This is a genomic window from uncultured Jatrophihabitans sp. (assembly GCF_964251945.1).
In the GTDB taxonomy this organism is placed as follows: Bacteria; Actinomycetota; Actinomycetes; order Mycobacteriales; family Jatrophihabitantaceae; genus Jatrophihabitans.
The window spans coordinates 133501-150819 of sequence record NZ_CAXULP010000002.1 but is presented as its reverse complement, the minus strand read 5'-3'; the positions used below and the strand labels follow the sequence as shown (position 1 = coordinate 150819).

Here is a 17319-nt window from a genome sequence, read left to right as displayed (position 1 = left end):
TGCAGGCAGTCACACCGTCGGCGCGAATTCACGCAGCAGGAGGACTCATGAAGTCGAAGGCAGCGATCCTGTGGGAGGTCGGGCAGCCGTGGTCGGTCGAAGAGACCGAGCTCGACGACCCCCACTTCGGCGAGGTCCGCGTCAAGCTCGCGTCCTCGGGACTGTGTCATTCCGACGACCACGGCAAGAAGGGCGACCTGCCCACAGGCCTGCCGATCATCGGCGGACACGAGGGCGCCGGCGTGGTCGAGGCCGTCGGGCCCGGCGTGCGCCGGCTGAAGGAGGGCGACCACGTCGTCATGGCCTTCATGCCCGCCTGCGGCCACTGCCGCTGGTGCGCGCAGGGCCTGTCGATGCTCTGCGACCACGGCGCGATCATCATGGAGGGCCTGCCGATCACCGACCAGATCGCCCGGGTGCACGCGCGCGGCCAAGGCCTGCGGACGCTGTCGATGCTCGGCACGTTCGCGCCGTACACCGTCGTGCACGAAGACTCGTGCGTGAAGATCGACGACGACATCCCGCTCGAGATCGCCTCGCTGGTCGGCTGTGGCGTCACGACCGGCTTCGGCGCCGCGGTGAACCGCGCGCAGGTCAAGCCGGGCGACACGGTCGTGGTCGTCGGCACCGGCGGAGTTGGGTCGAGCGCCGTGCAGGGCGCTCGGATCGCCGGCGCCGAGACCATCGTCGCGGTCGACCCCTTCGAGTTCCGCCGAGACCAGGCGAAGGTGCTCGGCGCGACGCACGCGGTCGCCTCGATGGAGGAGGCGATGCCGCTGGTCACCGAGCTGACCCGGGGCGTGATGGCCGACAAGACGATCATGACCGCGAGCCTGATGACCGGCGACATGCTGATGCCGCTGATGCTGCTCACCCGCAAGGGCGGCCGCGCGTGCCTGACCTCGGTGGCAAGCCCGACCGTGCTCAGCGCCGACATCGTGCTGGTCGATCTGATCCTGTCGCAGAAGGAGATCGTGGGCAACGTGTTCGGCGGTTGCAACCCGTTCAGCGACATCCCGCGGCTGCTCAGCCTCTACAAGCACGGCCTGCTCAAGCTGGACGAGCTCGTCACCAAGACCTACCCGCTCGAGCAGGTGAACGAGGGATACGACGACCTGCTCAGCGGCCGCATCATGCGCGGCATGTTGACCTTCGACTGACCTTCGACTGACCACCCGATCGCCACCCGCAGCCGAAAGAGGCAGCCATGACCGAACTCGACGAGCGACCCGAGACCTTCCCGCTCGACAACACCGACCCCGCGCTGTTCACCCACCTGTTCGACACGTTGAACCAGATGCGCGACCAGTGCCCGGTGGCGTGGAGTCCGTCCTTCGGCGGCTTCTGGGCGCTGAGCAAGTACGACGACGTCGTGAAAGCCGCCGGCGACTGGCAGCACTTCACCACCACGCAGGGCATCATGGTGCCGCCGACCGGCGCGTCGATGAAGGTCATCCCGGCCGAGCTCGACCCGCCGCGACACACCAAGTTCCGCAAGCTGCTGCTGCCCTACTTCACCGAACGCGCGCTGCAGCGGTGGGTGCCGGGAATCGAGAAGATCATCGACGACGCGTTCGCGCCGGTGCTGCCCGCCGGCCGGGCGGACCTCGTCACCGACGTCGCCCACCCGGTGCCGGTGCTCGCCATCTCGCTCATCCTCGGCATGCTCGACGCCGACTGGCGCCGGATCCGCGAGCTGGCGGCCAACTTCCTCGCCGCGACCGGCAAGCCGGAACTCGCCCGGCAGCGCGCCCGCGAGCTCGAGGCCTACCTCGAGGAGCAGATCACCCGGCGGCGCGGCGCGCCCGCGACCGACGTGCTGGGGGAGCTGGTCAACGCCGAGCTCCCGGCCGACGAGGAGCCGATCACGGCCGCCGAGTTCCTCGGCATGGTGCAGCTGATGGTGGTGGCCGGGCACGAGACCACGGTCAATGGCATGGCGACGATGACATACCGCCTGATCAGCGAGCCGGGCCTCAAGGAGCGCTTGCTGGCCGACCGGTCGCTGACCGACGCGATGATCGACGAGACGCTGCGGCTGCATCCGCCGGTGTGGAACATGGGCCGCACGATCGCCACCGACACCGAGGTGCGCGGCACGGCCATGTGCCCCGGCGAGAAGGTGATGCTGGTGTACGGCGCGGCCAACCGCGACCCCGACCGGTTCCCGGACCCGGAGCGTTTCGACATCGGCCGCGCCAGCAACCAGCACCTCACCTTCGGCAGCGGCCGGCACCGCTGCGTCGGCGAGCCGCTGGCGAAGCTCGAGCTGCGGCTGACGCTCGACTACGTGCTCGACAAGATCCCGGACGTCGAACTCGACGGCGAGCCGGTGTGGGGCGGCGGGACGAACCAGCACGGGCTTCGGTCGCTGCCGGTGCGGTTCACCCCGCGCGCCGCCGCGGACGCGGGAGAGCGGTGATGGCCGCGAAGACGGTCGACGAGATCCTCGAGCACCTCGACGTGTTCGATCCGGATCAGCGGGAGAACTTCGTCGACGCGCTGGCCGAGGCGCGCACCCGCTGCCCGGTGCTGCACACCGAGTCCGACGGCGGCTACTACCTGGTCACCAAGTACGCCGACGTGCGCACGGTCTGCGAGCATCCGGAGACTTACTCCTCCGCCAACCCGGCGGTGAAGGGCGCGTTGCCGGTGCGGCTGATCCCGCTGGACGCCGACCCGCCCGAGCACCGCGGGTTCCGCCAGCTGCTCAACCCGTACTTCTCGCGCTCGTTCCTCATGCGCTACGAGGCCGACATGCGCAAGATCGCGCAGGACGCGATCGCGAAGTTCATCGACCGCGGCGAGTTCGAGGCGGTCAGCGAGTTCGCGATCCCGTTCAGCGCCGGGTCGCTGGCCCGCATCGTCCTGGTCACCGACGACCAGGACCTCGTCGACCGCGGCGTGGCGGCGGTGAAGCGGACCGCCGTCGAGAGCACGCCGGAGACGTTCGGCGCTGTCGCGATGATCGCCATGGAGGCGATGGCCGAGGCCGAGGCGAACGCCGCCGGCCGCGAGGACGTGCTCGCCGCGATCGTCACCGCCGAGATCGACGGCGCGCCGCTAACCCCCGAGCAGCGCCTGGGGATCATCACCACCCTGTTCCTCGGCGGCCTGGACACGACGCGCGGCATGCTCGTCAACATCGCCTATCACCTCGCCGCCCGGCCGGACATCGAGGCGCGGCTGGTGCAGCCGGACTGGTGGCGCGGGGAGCTCGACGAGTTCCTGCGCTACGAGCCGACCGTGTCGTTCATGGCGCGCACCGTCACGCAGGACACCGTGCTCGGCGGTGTCGAGCTGAAGGCCGGCGACCGGGTCGTGCCGCACTTCTTCTCGGCGAATCGCGACGAGGAGCGCTTCGAGCACGCGCACGAGCTGGACCTCGACCGGACGGGCAACCCGCACGCCGCCTTCGGCTTGGGCGTGCACCGGTGTCTCGGGCTCAACTTCGCCCGGATCCAGCTCGCGATCGCGTTCGAGGAGCTGCTGCGGGTGGCCACGAACTTCCGGGTCAAGCCGGGCACGGACATCCCGCGGCAGATGGGCGTGCCGCTCAACAGCCCGGAGTCGCTACACCTGCAGTTCGACCGGCGCTGAGCCGAGCGCCTCGGCCAGGCCGGCGAGGAACGAGGTGTAGATCGAGGCGAAGACGTGCGCCGCCTTCGACTCGGCGTCGGCGTCGGCGTCGAACTCGCCGGACCAGTGCACGAAGGTCTCGCCGGTCGTCGTGACCGGGTCCATCCGCACCCGGCCGGTGTACGCGCGCACCGGGAAGGGGTGCGGGCCGTCGAAGACGTAGGCGAAGCTGTGCCGGACCTCGTCCTTCTCGACGAGCCGTTCGCGCACGGTGCTGCCGTCGGCGAGGGTCAGCGTGCGGATCCCGCCGACCGGGCCCTGTTCATGGCCGGCGTCCATCGCGGTCTCGCGGATGCGCCCGAGCCAGGTGTGCCATCCGGTGAAGTCGCCCATCTTCGCCCACGCGACCTCGATCGGGCAGGGCAACAGAGCGCTCACCACGACCCCGGCCACGGGTCAGACCCGGGCCCGATGGACGACCTGCGCCTCGGTGAAGGACAGCAGGCCCGGCACCCCGTTCTCGACTCCCAGCCCGCTCGCCTTGGCGCCGCCGAACTGCACGTTCGGCGGCAGGACGGCGTGGGTGTTGACGTACGCGGTGCCGACTTCCAGCTGCTCGACGACCGTCGTGGCGCGGTCCGCGTCGCTGGACCAGACCGACCCGCACAGCCCGTATTCGGTGTCGTTCGCCCGGCGGACGGCCTCGTCGACCGAGTCGTAGCGCAGGATCGGCAAGGCGAGGCCGAACTGCTCCTCCTCGACGATGCGGGCGCTGTCGGCGATGTCGGCGAGCACCGTCGGCTCGAAGAAGTACCCCGCGCGATCGACGCGATGCCCGCCCGCCGCGACCCGCGCGCCGCCGGCGATCGCCTCGTCGACCAGCTCGCCGACGCGCTCGAATTGCGGCTTGGTGGACAGCGGGCCGAGGTGCGTCGTCTCGGCGATCGGGTCGCCGACCTGCATGCCGTTCGCCGCCGCGGCGAAGGCGTCGACGAACTCCTCGTACCGGTTGGCCGGCGCGAAGATCCGCTTGGGCAACGCGCACGCCTGGCCGCTGTTGAAGAACGCCGCCGGCAGCAACCTGGCCACCGTCGACGCGACATCCGCGTCGTCGAGGATGATCGCCGCGTCGTTGCCGCCGAGTTCGAGGGTGACGCGCTTGAGATCGGCCGCCGCCGACAGCGCGACCTTCTTCCCGCCCGCGATCGAGCCGGTGAAGCTCACCTTCCGCGGGACCGGGTGGGCGACCATCGCCGCGCCCAGCTCGTCGCCGCCGGTGACGGTGTTGACGACGCCGGGCGGCAGCACGTCGCCCATGATCTGCCCCAACCGCAACACGGCGAGCGGCGTGAACGGCGAGGGCTTGATCACCACGGCGTTGCCTGCCCGCAGCGCGGGGGCGATCTTCCACATGCCGAGAGCGATCGGGAAGTTCCACGGCGTGATGGCCGCGACGACTCCGTGCGGCCGGTGGACCAGCTCGATCAGCGCCGTGTCGTCGTCCTGCAGCACCTCGCGCGACAATTCCAGTGACGCGTAGTACTGCAGCCAGGCCGCGCAGATGCCTGGCTCGACCGCGGCCACCCCGGTCGGCTTGCCGGTCTCGAGCTGCAACAGGGTGGAGAGCTCGTCGGCGTGCGTGGTGATCGCCTCGGCGAGCGCGAGCATCGCGCTGCTGCGCGCCGCCGCGTCCGTGCGCCATTCGCGCTGCGCCCGCTGGGCGGAGGTCATGGCGGCGTCGAGCTGGTCTGCCGTGCACTCGGGCGCGGTGTCGGCCACCTCGCCGGTGGCCGGGTTCACGACGTCGAACGCCGCCACCGTCTCAGCGGCCTTGCCGTCGATGGTCATGGTGAGCAAGGGGGCCTCCTGGACTCGACGGCCGCGCGGCGCGACCGAACCGGTCTTGCCACACTAACCGTACGTCGTTAGATTACCAAGCATGGATCTCGGCCGGCTGGGGGCGTGGTCCCCGCACCTGCGCCGGACCGACGACCCGGCCGTGCGCGCAGCCGCGGCCGAGCTCGAACAGGCTGGCTACCGGACGCTCTGGACGCCCGCCGGCGCCGGGACTCGCGGGTTCGACATCGCCGGCGCGCTGCTGGCCGCGACCGGGTCGGCCGTCGTCGCGACCGGGATCACCAGCATCTGGGCGACCACGGTGGATCAGACCGCCGCCGGCTTCGCCCGCCTCGAGGCGCAGGCGCCCGGCAGGTTCCTGCTCGGTCTCGGCGTCAGCCACGCGGCGTTGGTGGACAAGGGCGCGCCCGGCCGGTACGCGCGGCCGTTGGCGGCGATCACCGACTATCTGGGGGAGCTCGACGCGCGTTCGGCGGCGCCCGCGTCGCGTCGCGTGCTCGCGGCGCTGAGCCCGCGGATGCTGCGCCTCGCCGCTCGCGCGTCGCTCGGCACCCATCCCTACCTGGTGACGCCGGAGATGACGGCGCAGCTGCGCGACGCGCTGCCGGGCGGCCTGGTGGCCGTCGAGCAGGCGGTCGTCGTGGACGAGGACCCGGCTTCGGCGCGGGCGAAGGCGCGCGACTACCTGCGCATGTACCTGGCCCTGCCGAACTACTTCCGGGTGTGGTTGCGGCACGGCTACACCGAGGCCGACCTCGCAGGCGGCGGCAGCGATCGGCTGGTGGACGACCTCGTCCTGTGGGGATCGGCGGAGGAAGTCGCGTCGCGGGCCGCTCGGCACTGGGCGGCTGGCGCGGACCACCTCGCGGTGCAGGTCGTCGGCGCGCCGGACGGGCTGGGCCTGGCCGACTACCGGACCTTGGCGCCGCAGCTGGCCCGCGCCGCCGCCTCGGACGTCGCCTCAGCCGCGCCGGCCGCGCGGTGACGTTCCCGCTGCTCCTGTCGCCGATCGCGATCGGCCGACGCGAGGTGCGCAACCGCGTGGTGATCACCTCGCACGGCGCGAGCGAGGCGTTCCGCGCGCCAGGGGGACACGGCGGCGGCTACCTCGAGTACCTGCGCCGACGGGCGGCCGGCGGGGCCGGCTTGATCATCACCCAGCCGCCGTTCTTCGCCGCCGACGTCCAGCACTCGCCCGAGGTGCTCGACCGGCATGCCGCGCTGGCCGCCGCCGTCCGCGGCGAGGGCGCCGCGATCGTGCTGCAGCTGGCGCACCTGGGCGCCTTCGGCCGGTCCGAGTCCGATGTGCATCGGCCGCCGCTGTGGTCGTTCAGCCCGGTGCAGTCGGCGGCGGGGGAGACGTCGCACGAGATGACCGACGACGAGGTCGAAGAGCTGATCGGCGCCTATCGCCGGACTGCCCGCCTCGCCGCCGACGCGGGCTTCGACGGCGTCGAGGTGCACGGCGGCCACGGCTACCTGATCCAGCAGTCGCTGACACCGGGCTTCAATCGCCGAACCGACCGCTGGGGCGCCGACCGCACGCTGTTCGCCCGCCGGGTGCTGGCCGCCGCGCGCGAGGAGATCGGCCCGGACGGCATCGTCGGCTACCGCACCACCACGAACGACCTGCGTGACCCGGACGACGGCGGCATGGGCTTCGCGCGCGGGGTCGGCTACCTGCGCGCCATCCTCGCCGACGGCCACGTGGACGTCCTGAACACCACGATCGGCGACGGCGGTCCCAGCTACGCCCGAGCCATTCCCGACTACCGGTGGTCCGAAGCGCCGAACATCCCGGCGGTGCAGCGGCTGCGCGAGGCCGCGGACGTCCGGGTCCCGGTGATCGGCGTCGGCCGGATCGCGAGCCCCGGCGTCGCCGAGGCGACGCTTCGCTCGGGCGCGTGCGACCTCGTCGCGATGACCCGGGCGCACATCGCCGACCCCGACCTCGTGGCGAAAGTGCGCGCCGGCCGCACCGAGCTCATTCGGCCGTGCGTCGGCGCGAACGTGTGCGTGAACCGCAAGCTGGCCGGATTCGCCGAGATCAGCTGCTTCCACAACCCGGAGGTGCTGCGCGAGGCAGAGGTCGCCGTCGTCGCCGCCGACGTCGCCCGCCGGGTGCTCGTGGTCGGCGGCGGCCCGGCGGGCTTGAAGGCCGCCGAGGTCGCGGCGCGCCGCGGCCACCGCGTCGTGTTGGCCGACGCCGACGGTGCCGTCGGCGGCCGGCTGCGCTGGGCGGCCGCGACCCGGGCCGCGGCGTTGGTCGCCAGCGTCGAGCACGTGGCCGCCGCGCTGGTCGCGCTCGGCGTCGAGCGGGTGCGGACGACGGTGACCGAGGACTACCTGCGCGCCGCGGCGCCGGACGCCGTCGTGCTCGCCACCGGCGGCCGCGCGGATCCGCGCGCGGGCCTGCCGCCCGTGCCGTCGGCCGGCCCGGCGGTGTACGACCCGGTCGACGCGCTGGCCGCCCCGCCGCCCGCCGATCTCGGCGCCGACGTCGTCGTCTACGACCTCGTGGGCGCCAACGAGGGGGCGCTGACCGCCGAGGCGCTGGCCGGCCGCGGGCACCGCGTCGTCTACGTGACGCCGTTCGAGATCGCGATGCCGCACGGCGGGCAGCTGCACCGCGTTCAGCTGCCCGAGACGCTGCACGGCAAGACCGCCGGCGTGCTCACCCGGGCGATGATCGGCGCCGTCGAGGACAAGGCCGTCGTCGTCGTCACGTCCGAGGGCGCCGAGCTGGCGACGCTCGCGGCCGACGCCGTGGTCGTGGTCCGGTCGCCCGACGCGCGGCTCGAGCTCGTCGCGCCGCTCGAGCGGCTGGGCATCGAGTACCACGTGGTGGGCGACGCGCTGGCGCCGCGGCAGGCGATGCAGGCGTTCAAGGACGGTCACGAGGCGGCTCTGCGCATCTGACGGGCGCTGTCCGCTGAAGATCAACTGTCGTCCGCCGACGTGCCGTCGAAGAAGATCAGCCGGCGCGGACGACCGCCCGGGCGGTCAGGTCCGCGATCTCGGCGGCGGAGAAGCCGTTCTCGGCGAGCACCTGCTCCGTGTCCCGTCCGGCGACGTCCACGACCGCGCCCAGTTCGCCGGTCGAGTTCGACAACCGCGGCGCGACGCCCGCCTGCAGCCCGTCGTCGTCGGTCGCCAGCACCGTTCCGCGCGCGCTGAGGTGCGGGTCGTCGGCCAGCTCGTCCAGCTCGAGCACCGCCGAGCCGCACCCGTCGACGTCGGCGAACTTCTTCTCCCAATGCAGCCGCGGCTCCACCGCGAACGCCGCCGCGAAGATCTCGCGCAGCCGCGGCCAGGTCCGCTCGTCGTCGCGGTCCGGCAGCGCCGCCGGGTCGAGGCCGAGCGCCGCGACCATCTGCACGTAGAAGCGCTGCTCGATCGCGCCGACCGCGAACCACGCGCCGTCCGAGCACTGGTAGGCCCCGTAGTACGGCGCCGCGCCGCTGAGCACGCTCGTGCCGCGACCGGCCCAACGGCCCATCGAGAACTCGGCGAGCTGCGCGGTCAGCAGCAGGGCGGCGCCGTCGACCATCGCCGCGTCGATCACCTGACCCCGTCCGGTCCGCTCGCGGTCGAGCAGCGCGAGGACGATGCCGAGGAGCGCGTTGAAGGATCCGCTCGCGAAGTCGCCCAGCATGTTCAGCGGCGGCACGGGCGTGTCGGTGCCGACCGCCGACAGCACGCCCGCGGTGGCGATGTAGTTGATGTCGTGGCCGGCGCGGTGCGCGTACGGCCCGGTCTGGCCGTACCCGGTCAGCCGCGTGTACACCAGCCGCGGGTTGTCGCCGAGCAGGATGTCCGGGCCCAGCCCGCGGCGTTCCATGGCGCCGGGCCGGTACCCCTCGAGGAACACGTCGGCTTCGCCGGCGAGCCGGCGTATCACGTCGGACCCGCCGGGCGCCCGCAGGTCCACGACGATCGAGCGCTTTCCCCGCGAGAAGTACATCGACGGGTCGAAGGACTCGCGTTGCGGCCGCTCGACGCACACCACGTCCGCGCCGTGGTCGGCGAGCAGCATCGAGCAGAACGGCCCGGGGCCTAGAGAGCTGACGTCGAGCACCCGGATTCCGCGCAGGGGTCCGTCGGTCCCGCGCAGCGGGCTGTCGGTCAGGCGCGTGCCCATGCGTCCGCTCCTTCCGCCGGCGTCGTGCGCCCGCCGAACCCGGCGAAGATTGCAGGCAGCGCCCCGAACGCGAGGCCCGCCGGCCCGAGCGCGTCGACCTCGCGCCGCGCGATCTGCCAGCCGTCGGCGGTGCGCACGAGCGAGTCGTCGTAGCTGGCGACGAGCACGAAGTCGCTCGGCGCCGCGCCGGGCGCCGTCGGGGTGTTCCAATGCAGGGCGAGCACGCGGCTGGTCGCTCGGGCGCGATCGCCGTCGATCTCGACGTCTACGTTGCTGAGCAGGTGCACGGTCGCCGAAATCGTGCCGAGCGCTCGCTCGAAGTAGTCCTTGATCGCCGCTCGGCCGCGCCGCGGTTCGCCGCGGCGCCGGTCGTCCACGGCGTCCGGGGCGTAGACGGTGCTGACGAGGTCGTCGATGCGGCGCGCGTCGAGCAGCGAGCAGTAGGCGTGCAACGTCCGTCGCACTCCGGCCGTGTCGTCCACCGGGGAAACCTAACACTGTGCGGCAGAGTAACCAAACACCAGTTGGTAAATAGCTGCGGAGCAGACGGCTGTTGGCAAATAATCAAACGATGGTAGGTTATCGCTGGCTTGCGGTCGTTCAGCGAGGAGCAGCGATGTCGGCGTTCGACCACCACAGCGAGCAGTTCGCCGCCGGGTGGCGCGCCGAATACGCCGAGCTGCGGGCCGGTTCCCCGGTCGTCCGAACGCCCGCGCACGGCGGATACGCGGTGCTCACGCGCTACGCGGACGTGCGCCGCGCCCTGCTCAGTCCGCGCGCGCTGGCCTGCGGTCGCGATCTCGAGCTCGACGGTGTGCCCGGGCCGGTCAGCGGCGGGGTGACCATCCCGACCAACCCGTTCCGGATGGGCATGATGGAGATGGATCCGCCGCAGGGCACGGCCTTTCGCAAGCTGCTCATGCCGTGGTTCTCGGCGCGGGCGACCGAGGCGAGCGAGCCGCACCTGCGCGAGCTCGTCTGCTGGTGTATCGACCGGGTCGTCGAGAGCGGCCGGATGGACATCGTCGACGACCTCGCCAACCCGCTGCCCACGCTCGTCACGCTGGATCTGCTCGGGCTCCCGCTGGAGAACTGGCAGCGGTACGCGCGGGTGCTGCACGAGGCGGCGTACCGGCAGAAGGGCTCAGCCCGGCAGCTCGCCTGGCTGCTCGAGGACCTGCGCGACATCGTCGAGCGCCGCCGCCTCGAACCGCCCGAAATCGAGACCCCGGTCGACGCGCTGATCGCCGCGGAGATCGACGGCGCCCGGTTGCCTGCCGACACCGTCGTCGAGATGGTCTTCATGCTGCTCAACGGCGGCATCGACACCTCGACGTCGCTCATCGCCCACAGCCTGCGCTACCTGTCGGCGAACCCGAGCGCGCGTCAGCAGCTGCGCGACGACCCGGCGCTGATCCCCGCGGCGGTGGAGGAGTTCCTGCGCTACTTCACGCCGGGCACCGGTCTCGCCCGGACGGTCGTCGAGCCCATGGCGGTCGGCGACACGGTGCTCGCGCCCGGCGAGCGGGTGTACCTCGCCCTGGGCTCGGCGAACAACGACCCGGCGGAGTTCCCCGATCCCGATCGCGTCGACTTCGCCCGCGACGGCAACCGACACCTGTCGTTCGGGGCCGGCGTGCACCGCTGCCTTGGCGCCTTCCTGGCACCCCGCGAGATGGCGGTGCTGATCGAGCAGGTCCTCGCGCGGATGCCGGATCTGCACGTCGACGAGTCCGCGGTCGTGGCCTACCCGGTCATCCCGCTGGTCGCCGGCTTCCAGGCCATGCCCGCCACGTTCACGCCCGGCCCCCGGCTCGGCTCGGCGCCCTCGGGCGACGCGCCCCCGGCGCGCGGTGAGCGCGAGCTGCTCGCCGCCGCGGAACTCGCGCGCGCCGAGTCGCCGGCCGGCGCAGCCGGCACGGCAGGCGGCGTGCCCGGGATGGACGGGGTGGACGAGCTCGAGGCAGTGCGATCGTGAGCGCGCCCGCCCTCGACCTGCCCCGGCTGCACGCCACGCGCCGGCCAACGGCGATCGCGCTCGCCGATGCCGACACCGGCCGCGCCTGCACCTGGCGGGAGCTCGACCTGCGCGTCGGCCGCGCCGCCACCGTGCTGGCCGACCGGTTCGGCGTCGCGCCGGGCGACCGGGTCGTCCTGATCAGCGAGAACGATCCGCGGGTGTTCGAGCTGCAGTTCGCGTGCATGCGGCTCGGCGCGGTGTTCGCGCCGCTGAACTGGCGCCTCGCGGTCGTCGAGCTGCACGACCTGGTGCAGGACGCGGCGCCGGCGCTGATCGTGCACGACGGCGTCTGGCGGGAGGTCGCGCTCGAGCTCGCCGCGAAGGCGTCGACGTCGACGCTGTCCTGGGCCGACGACGACGCCGGGGCGGGACACGACTACGAGGCGCTGTGCGGCGTCGTCGACGAGACGCAGCCCCGCCCGGCCCCGCTCGACGAGCACACCCATCTGCTGTACACGTCGGGCACCACCGGCCGGCCGAAGGGCGCCCTGTCCAGCCACGGCACCTTGCTGTGGCAGGCGACCAACCTGTCGCACACCTCGGCCCTCACGCCGTCCGCGCACCTGCTCGACCCGCTGCCGCTCTTCCACGCAGGCGGCCTGCTGACCGTCGCGATGCCGGTCCTGCACTACGGCGGGCGCGTCACCATCATGCGGCGGATCGATCCGGCGGCGATGCTGGGCAGCGTGCTGACCAGCGAGCCGCCCGTGACGCACCTCTCGCTGATCCCGATGATGTACGCAGCGATGGCCGCGCTGCCGGCCTTCGCCGACGCCGACCTCAGTCGGCTGCGCTGCGCGGTCGTGGCCGGCGCCGTGGCCCCGCCCGACCTGCTGCAGGCGTGGCTCGACCGCGGAGCGGCGATGCAGCCGCAATACGGCGGCACCGAGATGGGCCCGTGCGCCCTCGTCCTCGACGTCGGCGAGGGCGAAGGCGCTGTCGCCAAGGCCCTGGCGGGCTCGTCCGGCCGCCCGGCCGTCCACACCGACGTGCGCCTGGTCGACCTCGTGACCGGCGCCGACGTCGCGCCCGGCCGCACCGGCGAGATCGTCCTGCGCGGTCCCAGCATCACCCGCGGCTACTGGCAGCGGCCAGCCGGCGAAAGCCGCGACGACGACGGCTGGTTCCACACCGGCGACGTCGGGTGGCGTGACGACGACGGGTTCTACTACTACGCCGGTCGCTGCACGCAGATGTACAAGTCGGGCGGCGAGAACGTCCACCCCGCCGAGGTCGAGGCGGCTTTGCAGGGATGCCCCGACGTCGCGGAGATCGCCGTGATCGGCGTCCCGGACGACACCTGGGGCGAGGTCGGGCTGGCCGTGGTGGTGCCGGCGCCGGGCCGCGCTCCGACGCTGGAGGCGCTGCGGGCGTTCGGCGCCGGCCGGGTGGCCCGCTACAAGCTGCCCGCGGCGATGGTCGTCGTCGACGAGCTCGCGCACAACGTCACCGGCAAGGTGTCGCGGACCCGGCTCACGGAGCTCTACTCGAGGAGATCGTCATGACCGTCGGCCGACTAGACGGGAAGGTGGCGCTGGTGACCGGCGCCGCGTCGGGCATCGGCGCGGCCTCGGCCCGCGCGCTCGCCGAGGCCGGCGCCGCGGTGCTCGTCACGGACCTGGACGGCCCGGGCGCAGACTCCGTCGCGGCGTCGATCGTCGCCGCCGGCGGAGCGGCGAAGGCCCACCGGCTCGACGTCACCGACGAGTCCGCCTGGGCCGAGGTGGTGGCGGCCGGCGCTGCGGCCTTCGGCCCGGTCACCGTGCTGCACGGCAACGCCGGGCCGACGTCAGGTGCGCTGATGAGCCGCGACCTCGACGTGCTCGGCCTCGACCTCGGCGTGTGGGACACCGTGCTCGCCGTGGTGCTGCGCGGCAACGTGCTCGGCTGCCGGGCCGTGCTGCCCGGCATGCTCGCGGCGGGCGGCGGCTCGATCGTCGTGACCTCGTCGATCAAGGGTCGCGTGGGCACGTCGCTGCGCACCGCCTACTCGACCGCCAAGGGCGGCCTCGAGCAACTCGTCCGCGTCGTCGCGACCGGTTACGGCAGCCACGGCGTCCGCTGCAACGCGATCGCGCCGGGCATCATCGGCACGCCGGGACTTCGGGAGACGGCCGGCGCGGAGTACGTCGCGCGCCTCGAGGCGGCGCACCTGATCCCGCGGCTCGGCGTCGTCGAGGACGTCGCCGCGGCCGTCCTGTATCTCGCGTCCGACGAGTCGTCGTTCGTGACCGCGCAGACGCTCGTCGTCGACGGCGGGCTGTCCGCCTACGTGCCCGCTCTCTCCCCGCCCGTTGCTGCGCCCGTCGCCCCGCCCGCCGTCCCGCCCGTCGTCATCGAGGAGTCCCGATGAAGCTGTCCATCGATCCCGAGCGCTGCCAGGGCCACGGCCGCTGCGTGCTGGTCTCCATGGAGCTGTTCGACGTCGACGACGACGGGAACGGCGTGGTGCTGATCGCCGAGCCCGGGCCGGAGTTCGCCGACGACGCGCGCAAGGCCGTCGGCAGCTGCCCGGAGCAGGCCATCAGCTACGGCTGAGGCACGGCTGAAGTCCGTTCCCAGTCCGCCGCGGGACGTCAGGGAGCGAGGGCGACCAGCGCGGCGTTGACGATCGCGTCGGCGTCCAGCTCGAAGTGCCGGTGCAGGTCGCGCACACTGCCCGACTGGCCGAACGCGTCGACGCCGAGCGGCACCACGGTGGCGCCGTGCACCGAGCCCAGCCAGGCCATCGCGTGCGACGCCGCGTCGTGCACGGTGACGATCGGCGTCCCGCGTTCGAGCAACGCGTGCACGTGCGCGCGGCCGGCCGGCAGCCGAAGGTCGCCGAGCGGCCGGCGGCGGGCGGCCGCCCAACCGCGGTAGAGCAGGTCGAGCGATGTCACGTCGACCACGAGCGCGTCGACGCCTTCTGCAGACAGCTGCGCGGCCGCCTCGACCAGCCCGTCCAGCACCGCGCCGGCGCCGACCAGCTGCACGCGCGGCGCCGAGCCGGGCGGCGGGTCGACCAACCGGTACCCGCCGGCGAGCACATCGGCGCGCAGCCGCCGCGCGCCGCAGCGCTCGAGCGCGGCGGCGAACGGCGCCTGGTCGAGGGGACGGGTCGAGAGCCGAAGATAAAGCGACTCGGCGTCCGGGTCGCGGGCTGCGATGGCGCCGAGCGCGTCGCACAACAGCCAGTCGAGCGCGGTGGCGTAGGCGGGTTCGGCGAGCACGACGTTGGGCAGCTCGAGCCCGATCGAGGCGGTGATCGCCGACTGGTGCGCGCCGCCCTCCGCGGCCAGCGACACGCCGCTCGGCGTGCCGGCGACGACGAAGCGCGCGCCGGTGTAGGCGCCGTAGACGAACGCGTCGAGGCCGCGGCAGACGAATGGGTCGTAGACAGTGCCGATCGGCAGCAGCAGCTCCCCGGACAGCTGATCGGCGAGGCCGAGCTGGGCGAGGTAGGAGAAGAAGTTCATCTCGCTGATGCCCAGCTCGATGTGCCGGCCGGCCGGCGACTGGTGCCAGCGCAGCGTGCCGCCTTCGGCCGCCGGGTCGGGCAGCTCGTGCGGCGTGAAGACGCCCACCTTGTTGATCCAGCCGCCGAGATTCGTCGACACCGACACGTCTGGCGACACGGTCACGATGCGCTGGCCGGCCGGCGTCCGCGCGAGTGCGGTGAGCGTGCGGCCGAAGGCCTCCTGGGTGGACAGCCGCTGACCGGCGCGGGGGGCGCCGCCGGTGTCCGCCGGCACCGCGGCGACCGGCCTCGGCGCGACGGGAGCGACGTGCAGCCGTTCGGCCACTTCGGCGCATGCGAGGCCCGCGGGCGACTCCGGCGCGAAGGCCGCCCACTCGTCCTCGGGGGCCGCCAGCCGCGCGCGCAGCTCGTCGATCTGCGCCGGGGTGAGCAGCGCCGAGTGGTTCAGCGGGTCGCCGGCGATCGGCAGCCCGAAGCCCTTGACGGTGTAGGCGAACACGACCGACGGCCGATCGGTCACCGCGTCGGCCGCGCGGTAGCTGCGCAGCAGCGACTCGTGGTCGTGGCCGCCGAGGTCGCCCAGGACGTGGATGAGCTGGTCGTCGGGCACGTCCGCCACCACCCCCTCGACGGCGGTGCCCTGTTTCTCGACCAGCGTGCGCAGCTCGCCGGGGCTCGTGCCGAACAGCGCCTGGTACTCGTGGTTGGGCATCGCGTCGATCCACTCGCGCAGCTCGTCGCCACCTGGGCGGTTGAAGTAGCTGCGCAGCGTGGCGCCGTACTTCGCCGTCACGACGTGCCAACCGGCGTCGCCGAACGCCGAGGCCAGCGCGCTGACCTTCATGCCGGGCACCACGCGGTCGAGGCTCTGCCGGTTCAGGTCGACGACCCACATGACGTTGCCGAGCCCGGCCGCCGCCGGGTCGAGCAGCGCCTCCCAGATGTTGCCCTCGTCCAGCTCGGCGTCGCCGAGCAGCGCGACGAAGCGCGAGTCCGGCCGCGGGCCGAAATGCGCGTCGACGTAGCGCCGGGTCGCCGCGGCGAACAGCGGCGCCGTCGCGCCGAGCCCGACCGAGCCGGTGGAGAAGTCGACGCGGTCCGGGTCCTTCGTCCGCGACGGGTAGGCCTGCAAACCGCCGAACTCGCGCAACCGGACGAGGTAGTCGCGCGGCAGCCCGCCGAGCAGGTAGTTGATCGCGTGCAGCACCGGCGAGGCGTGCGGCTTGACGCTGACCCGGTCGCCGCCGCGCAGATGCTCGAACCAGAGGGTGGTCATGATCGAGACCATCGACGCCGACGACGCCTGGTGGCCGCCCACCTTCACGCCGTCGGCGTTGGGCCGGTCGTGGTTGGCCGCGTCGACCATGCGCGCCGCGAGCCAGAGAACCCGCCGCTCGATCTCGCGCAACGTCGTCGCCGGCGTGCCGTGCGCCACGCCGCCGCCGGCCGTGGTCATCCGCCGCCTCCGCCGTACGCGAGCAGCTCGCCGCCGTCGAGCGGCACCGTGACCCCGGTGAGGTAGCGCGCCGAGTCGCTCACGACGAAGGAGACGAGCGCGCCGACCTCGTCGGCCTCGCCCATTCGGTTCTGCGGGTTCAGCGCCATGCCGCGACTGGCGGCCCACGCCGAGATCGGCGCCATCATCTCGGTGTCGATCTTGCCTGGTGCGATGCCGACGACCCGGATGCCGTCGCGCGCCCACTCGAGCGCCAGCACCCGGGTGAGCATCACCAGCGCGGCCTTGCTGACGTTGTAGGCGACCAGGCCCTTCGACGGGTAGTAGGCGGCGGTGCTGGTCACGGTCACCACCACCGAGCCGGCCGGCATGAGCGGGCGCAGGCCGGCGGCGAGGAGGAACGGCGCGGTGAGGTTGACGTCGAGCACGGCGTCCCACGCCTCCGGCGTCACCTGCACCGCGAGCTCCGCCTTCGGCAGCACGCCGGCGTTGTTCACCAGCACGTCGACCCGGCCGAAACGGTCGCGGACGGACCGCACCAGGCCGAGCACCGACTCGCGGTCGGCGAGGTCGCAGGCCAACGCGCTCGCCGCCAGCCCGCGCTCCCGCAGCCGAGCGGCCGCGTCGTCGAGGACGTCCTTGCTGCGCGCGCAGAGCACGACGTGGCAGCCGTCCGTGGCGAGCCGCTCGGCGATCGCCGCGCCGATTCCCCGGCTCGCGCCTGTGACGACGGCGATCCGTTGCTCAAGATCCGCGCTGTGCTCTTCCATCCCTAAATCAAACACCATATGGTTCTTCGGGTCGAC

The 17319-nt window shown here is 72.8% G+C and carries 15 protein-coding genes; 9 read left to right on the top strand and 6 right to left on the bottom strand.

The window, feature by feature from the left end; translation table 11 throughout:
• Window positions 1-47: 47 nt before the first annotated feature.
• The 3 genes from ACFFBG_RS05695 to ACFFBG_RS05685 are packed head-to-tail and all read left to right on the top strand — an operon-like array spanning window position 48 to window position 3600.
• On the top strand, window positions 48-1160 hold the full coding sequence (locus tag ACFFBG_RS05695; protein WP_375476541.1) for an NDMA-dependent alcohol dehydrogenase: 1113 nt from the start codon (window positions 48-50) through the stop codon (window positions 1158-1160).
• 47 nt (window positions 1161-1207) lie between these two features.
• Window positions 1208-2422 carry a cytochrome P450 gene (locus ACFFBG_RS05690; RefSeq protein WP_375476539.1) on the top strand — a complete coding sequence of 405 codons (1215 nt, stop codon included), beginning with the start codon at window positions 1208-1210 and terminating at the stop codon, window positions 2420-2422.
• On the top strand, window positions 2422-3600 hold the full coding sequence (locus ACFFBG_RS05685) for a cytochrome P450 (RefSeq protein WP_375476537.1): 1179 nt from the start codon (window positions 2422-2424) through the stop codon (window positions 3598-3600). Before ACFFBG_RS05690 ends, ACFFBG_RS05685 begins: the two co-directional genes overlap by 1 nt.
• On the opposite strand, the gene ACFFBG_RS05680 is transcribed toward ACFFBG_RS05685, so the two are convergent.
• The gene (locus ACFFBG_RS05680) at window positions 3574-4032 is read right to left on the bottom strand and encodes an SRPBCC family protein (protein ID WP_375476535.1); all 459 of its coding nucleotides are present in this window, start codon (window positions 4030-4032) and stop codon (window positions 3574-3576) included. The genes ACFFBG_RS05685 and ACFFBG_RS05680 overlap by 27 nt on opposite strands.
• Window positions 4033-4035: 3 nt before the next feature.
• Entirely contained in the window at window positions 4036-5436 is a 1401-nt protein-coding gene (locus ACFFBG_RS05675) for an aldehyde dehydrogenase family protein (protein WP_375476533.1), read from the bottom strand.
• A gap of 82 nt (window positions 5437-5518) precedes the next feature.
• Between ACFFBG_RS05675 and ACFFBG_RS05670 the strand changes: the two genes are divergently transcribed.
• Both ACFFBG_RS05670 and ACFFBG_RS05665 read left to right on the top strand, forming a co-directional pair.
• Entirely contained in the window at window positions 5519-6421 is a 903-nt protein-coding gene (locus ACFFBG_RS05670; RefSeq protein ID WP_375476531.1) for a TIGR03620 family F420-dependent LLM class oxidoreductase, read from the top strand.
• Window positions 6418-8355, top strand: a complete 1938-nt coding sequence (locus ACFFBG_RS05665; protein ID WP_375476529.1) for an FAD-dependent oxidoreductase — start codon at window positions 6418-6420, stop codon at window positions 8353-8355. The genes ACFFBG_RS05670 and ACFFBG_RS05665 overlap by 4 nt, the downstream gene beginning before the upstream one ends.
• Window positions 8356-8410: 55 nt before the next feature.
• On the opposite strand, the gene ACFFBG_RS05660 is transcribed toward ACFFBG_RS05665, so the two are convergent.
• Window positions 8411-9577, bottom strand: a complete 1167-nt coding sequence (locus ACFFBG_RS05660) for a CaiB/BaiF CoA transferase family protein (RefSeq protein ID WP_375476527.1) — start codon at window positions 9575-9577, stop codon at window positions 8411-8413.
• A complete protein-coding gene (locus ACFFBG_RS05655; RefSeq protein ID WP_375476525.1) occupies window positions 9562-10059 on the bottom strand; it encodes a nuclear transport factor 2 family protein in 498 nt (165 codons plus the stop codon). Before ACFFBG_RS05655 ends, ACFFBG_RS05660 begins: the two co-directional genes overlap by 16 nt.
• 134 nt (window positions 10060-10193) lie before the next feature.
• Here ACFFBG_RS05655 and ACFFBG_RS05650 point away from each other — a divergent pair, with 134 nt between their 5' ends.
• Genes ACFFBG_RS05650 through ACFFBG_RS05635 form a run of 4 tightly spaced genes read left to right on the top strand, consistent with a single transcriptional unit; the run spans window position 10194 to window position 14135 of the window.
• Window positions 10194-11555, top strand: a complete 1362-nt coding sequence (locus ACFFBG_RS05650; RefSeq protein WP_375476523.1) for a cytochrome P450 — start codon at window positions 10194-10196, stop codon at window positions 11553-11555.
• Entirely contained in the window at window positions 11552-13102 is a 1551-nt protein-coding gene (locus tag ACFFBG_RS05645) for an AMP-binding protein (RefSeq protein WP_375476521.1), read from the top strand. The genes ACFFBG_RS05650 and ACFFBG_RS05645 overlap by 4 nt, the downstream gene beginning before the upstream one ends.
• The gene (locus tag ACFFBG_RS05640; protein WP_375476520.1) at window positions 13099-13950 is read left to right on the top strand and encodes an SDR family NAD(P)-dependent oxidoreductase; all 852 of its coding nucleotides are present in this window, start codon (window positions 13099-13101) and stop codon (window positions 13948-13950) included. The genes ACFFBG_RS05645 and ACFFBG_RS05640 overlap by 4 nt, the downstream gene beginning before the upstream one ends.
• Window positions 13947-14135 (top strand): ferredoxin, encoded by a 189-nt coding sequence (locus ACFFBG_RS05635; protein WP_375476518.1) that lies wholly within the window; start codon window positions 13947-13949, stop codon window positions 14133-14135. Before ACFFBG_RS05640 ends, ACFFBG_RS05635 begins: the two co-directional genes overlap by 4 nt.
• A 38-nt stretch (window positions 14136-14173) precedes the next feature.
• Here the strand turns inward: ACFFBG_RS05635 and ACFFBG_RS05630 are convergent, their stop codons facing one another.
• Both ACFFBG_RS05630 and ACFFBG_RS05625 read right to left on the bottom strand, forming a co-directional pair.
• Window positions 14174-16513 carry a pyruvate dehydrogenase gene (locus ACFFBG_RS05630; protein ID WP_375476516.1) on the bottom strand — a complete coding sequence of 780 codons (2340 nt, stop codon included), beginning with the start codon at window positions 16511-16513 and terminating at the stop codon, window positions 14174-14176.
• Window positions 16510-17283, bottom strand: coding sequence for an SDR family NAD(P)-dependent oxidoreductase (locus tag ACFFBG_RS05625; RefSeq protein ID WP_375476514.1), 774 nt, complete (start codon window positions 17281-17283; stop codon window positions 16510-16512). The genes ACFFBG_RS05630 and ACFFBG_RS05625 overlap by 4 nt, the downstream gene beginning before the upstream one ends.
• Window positions 17284-17319 lie beyond the last annotated feature (36 nt).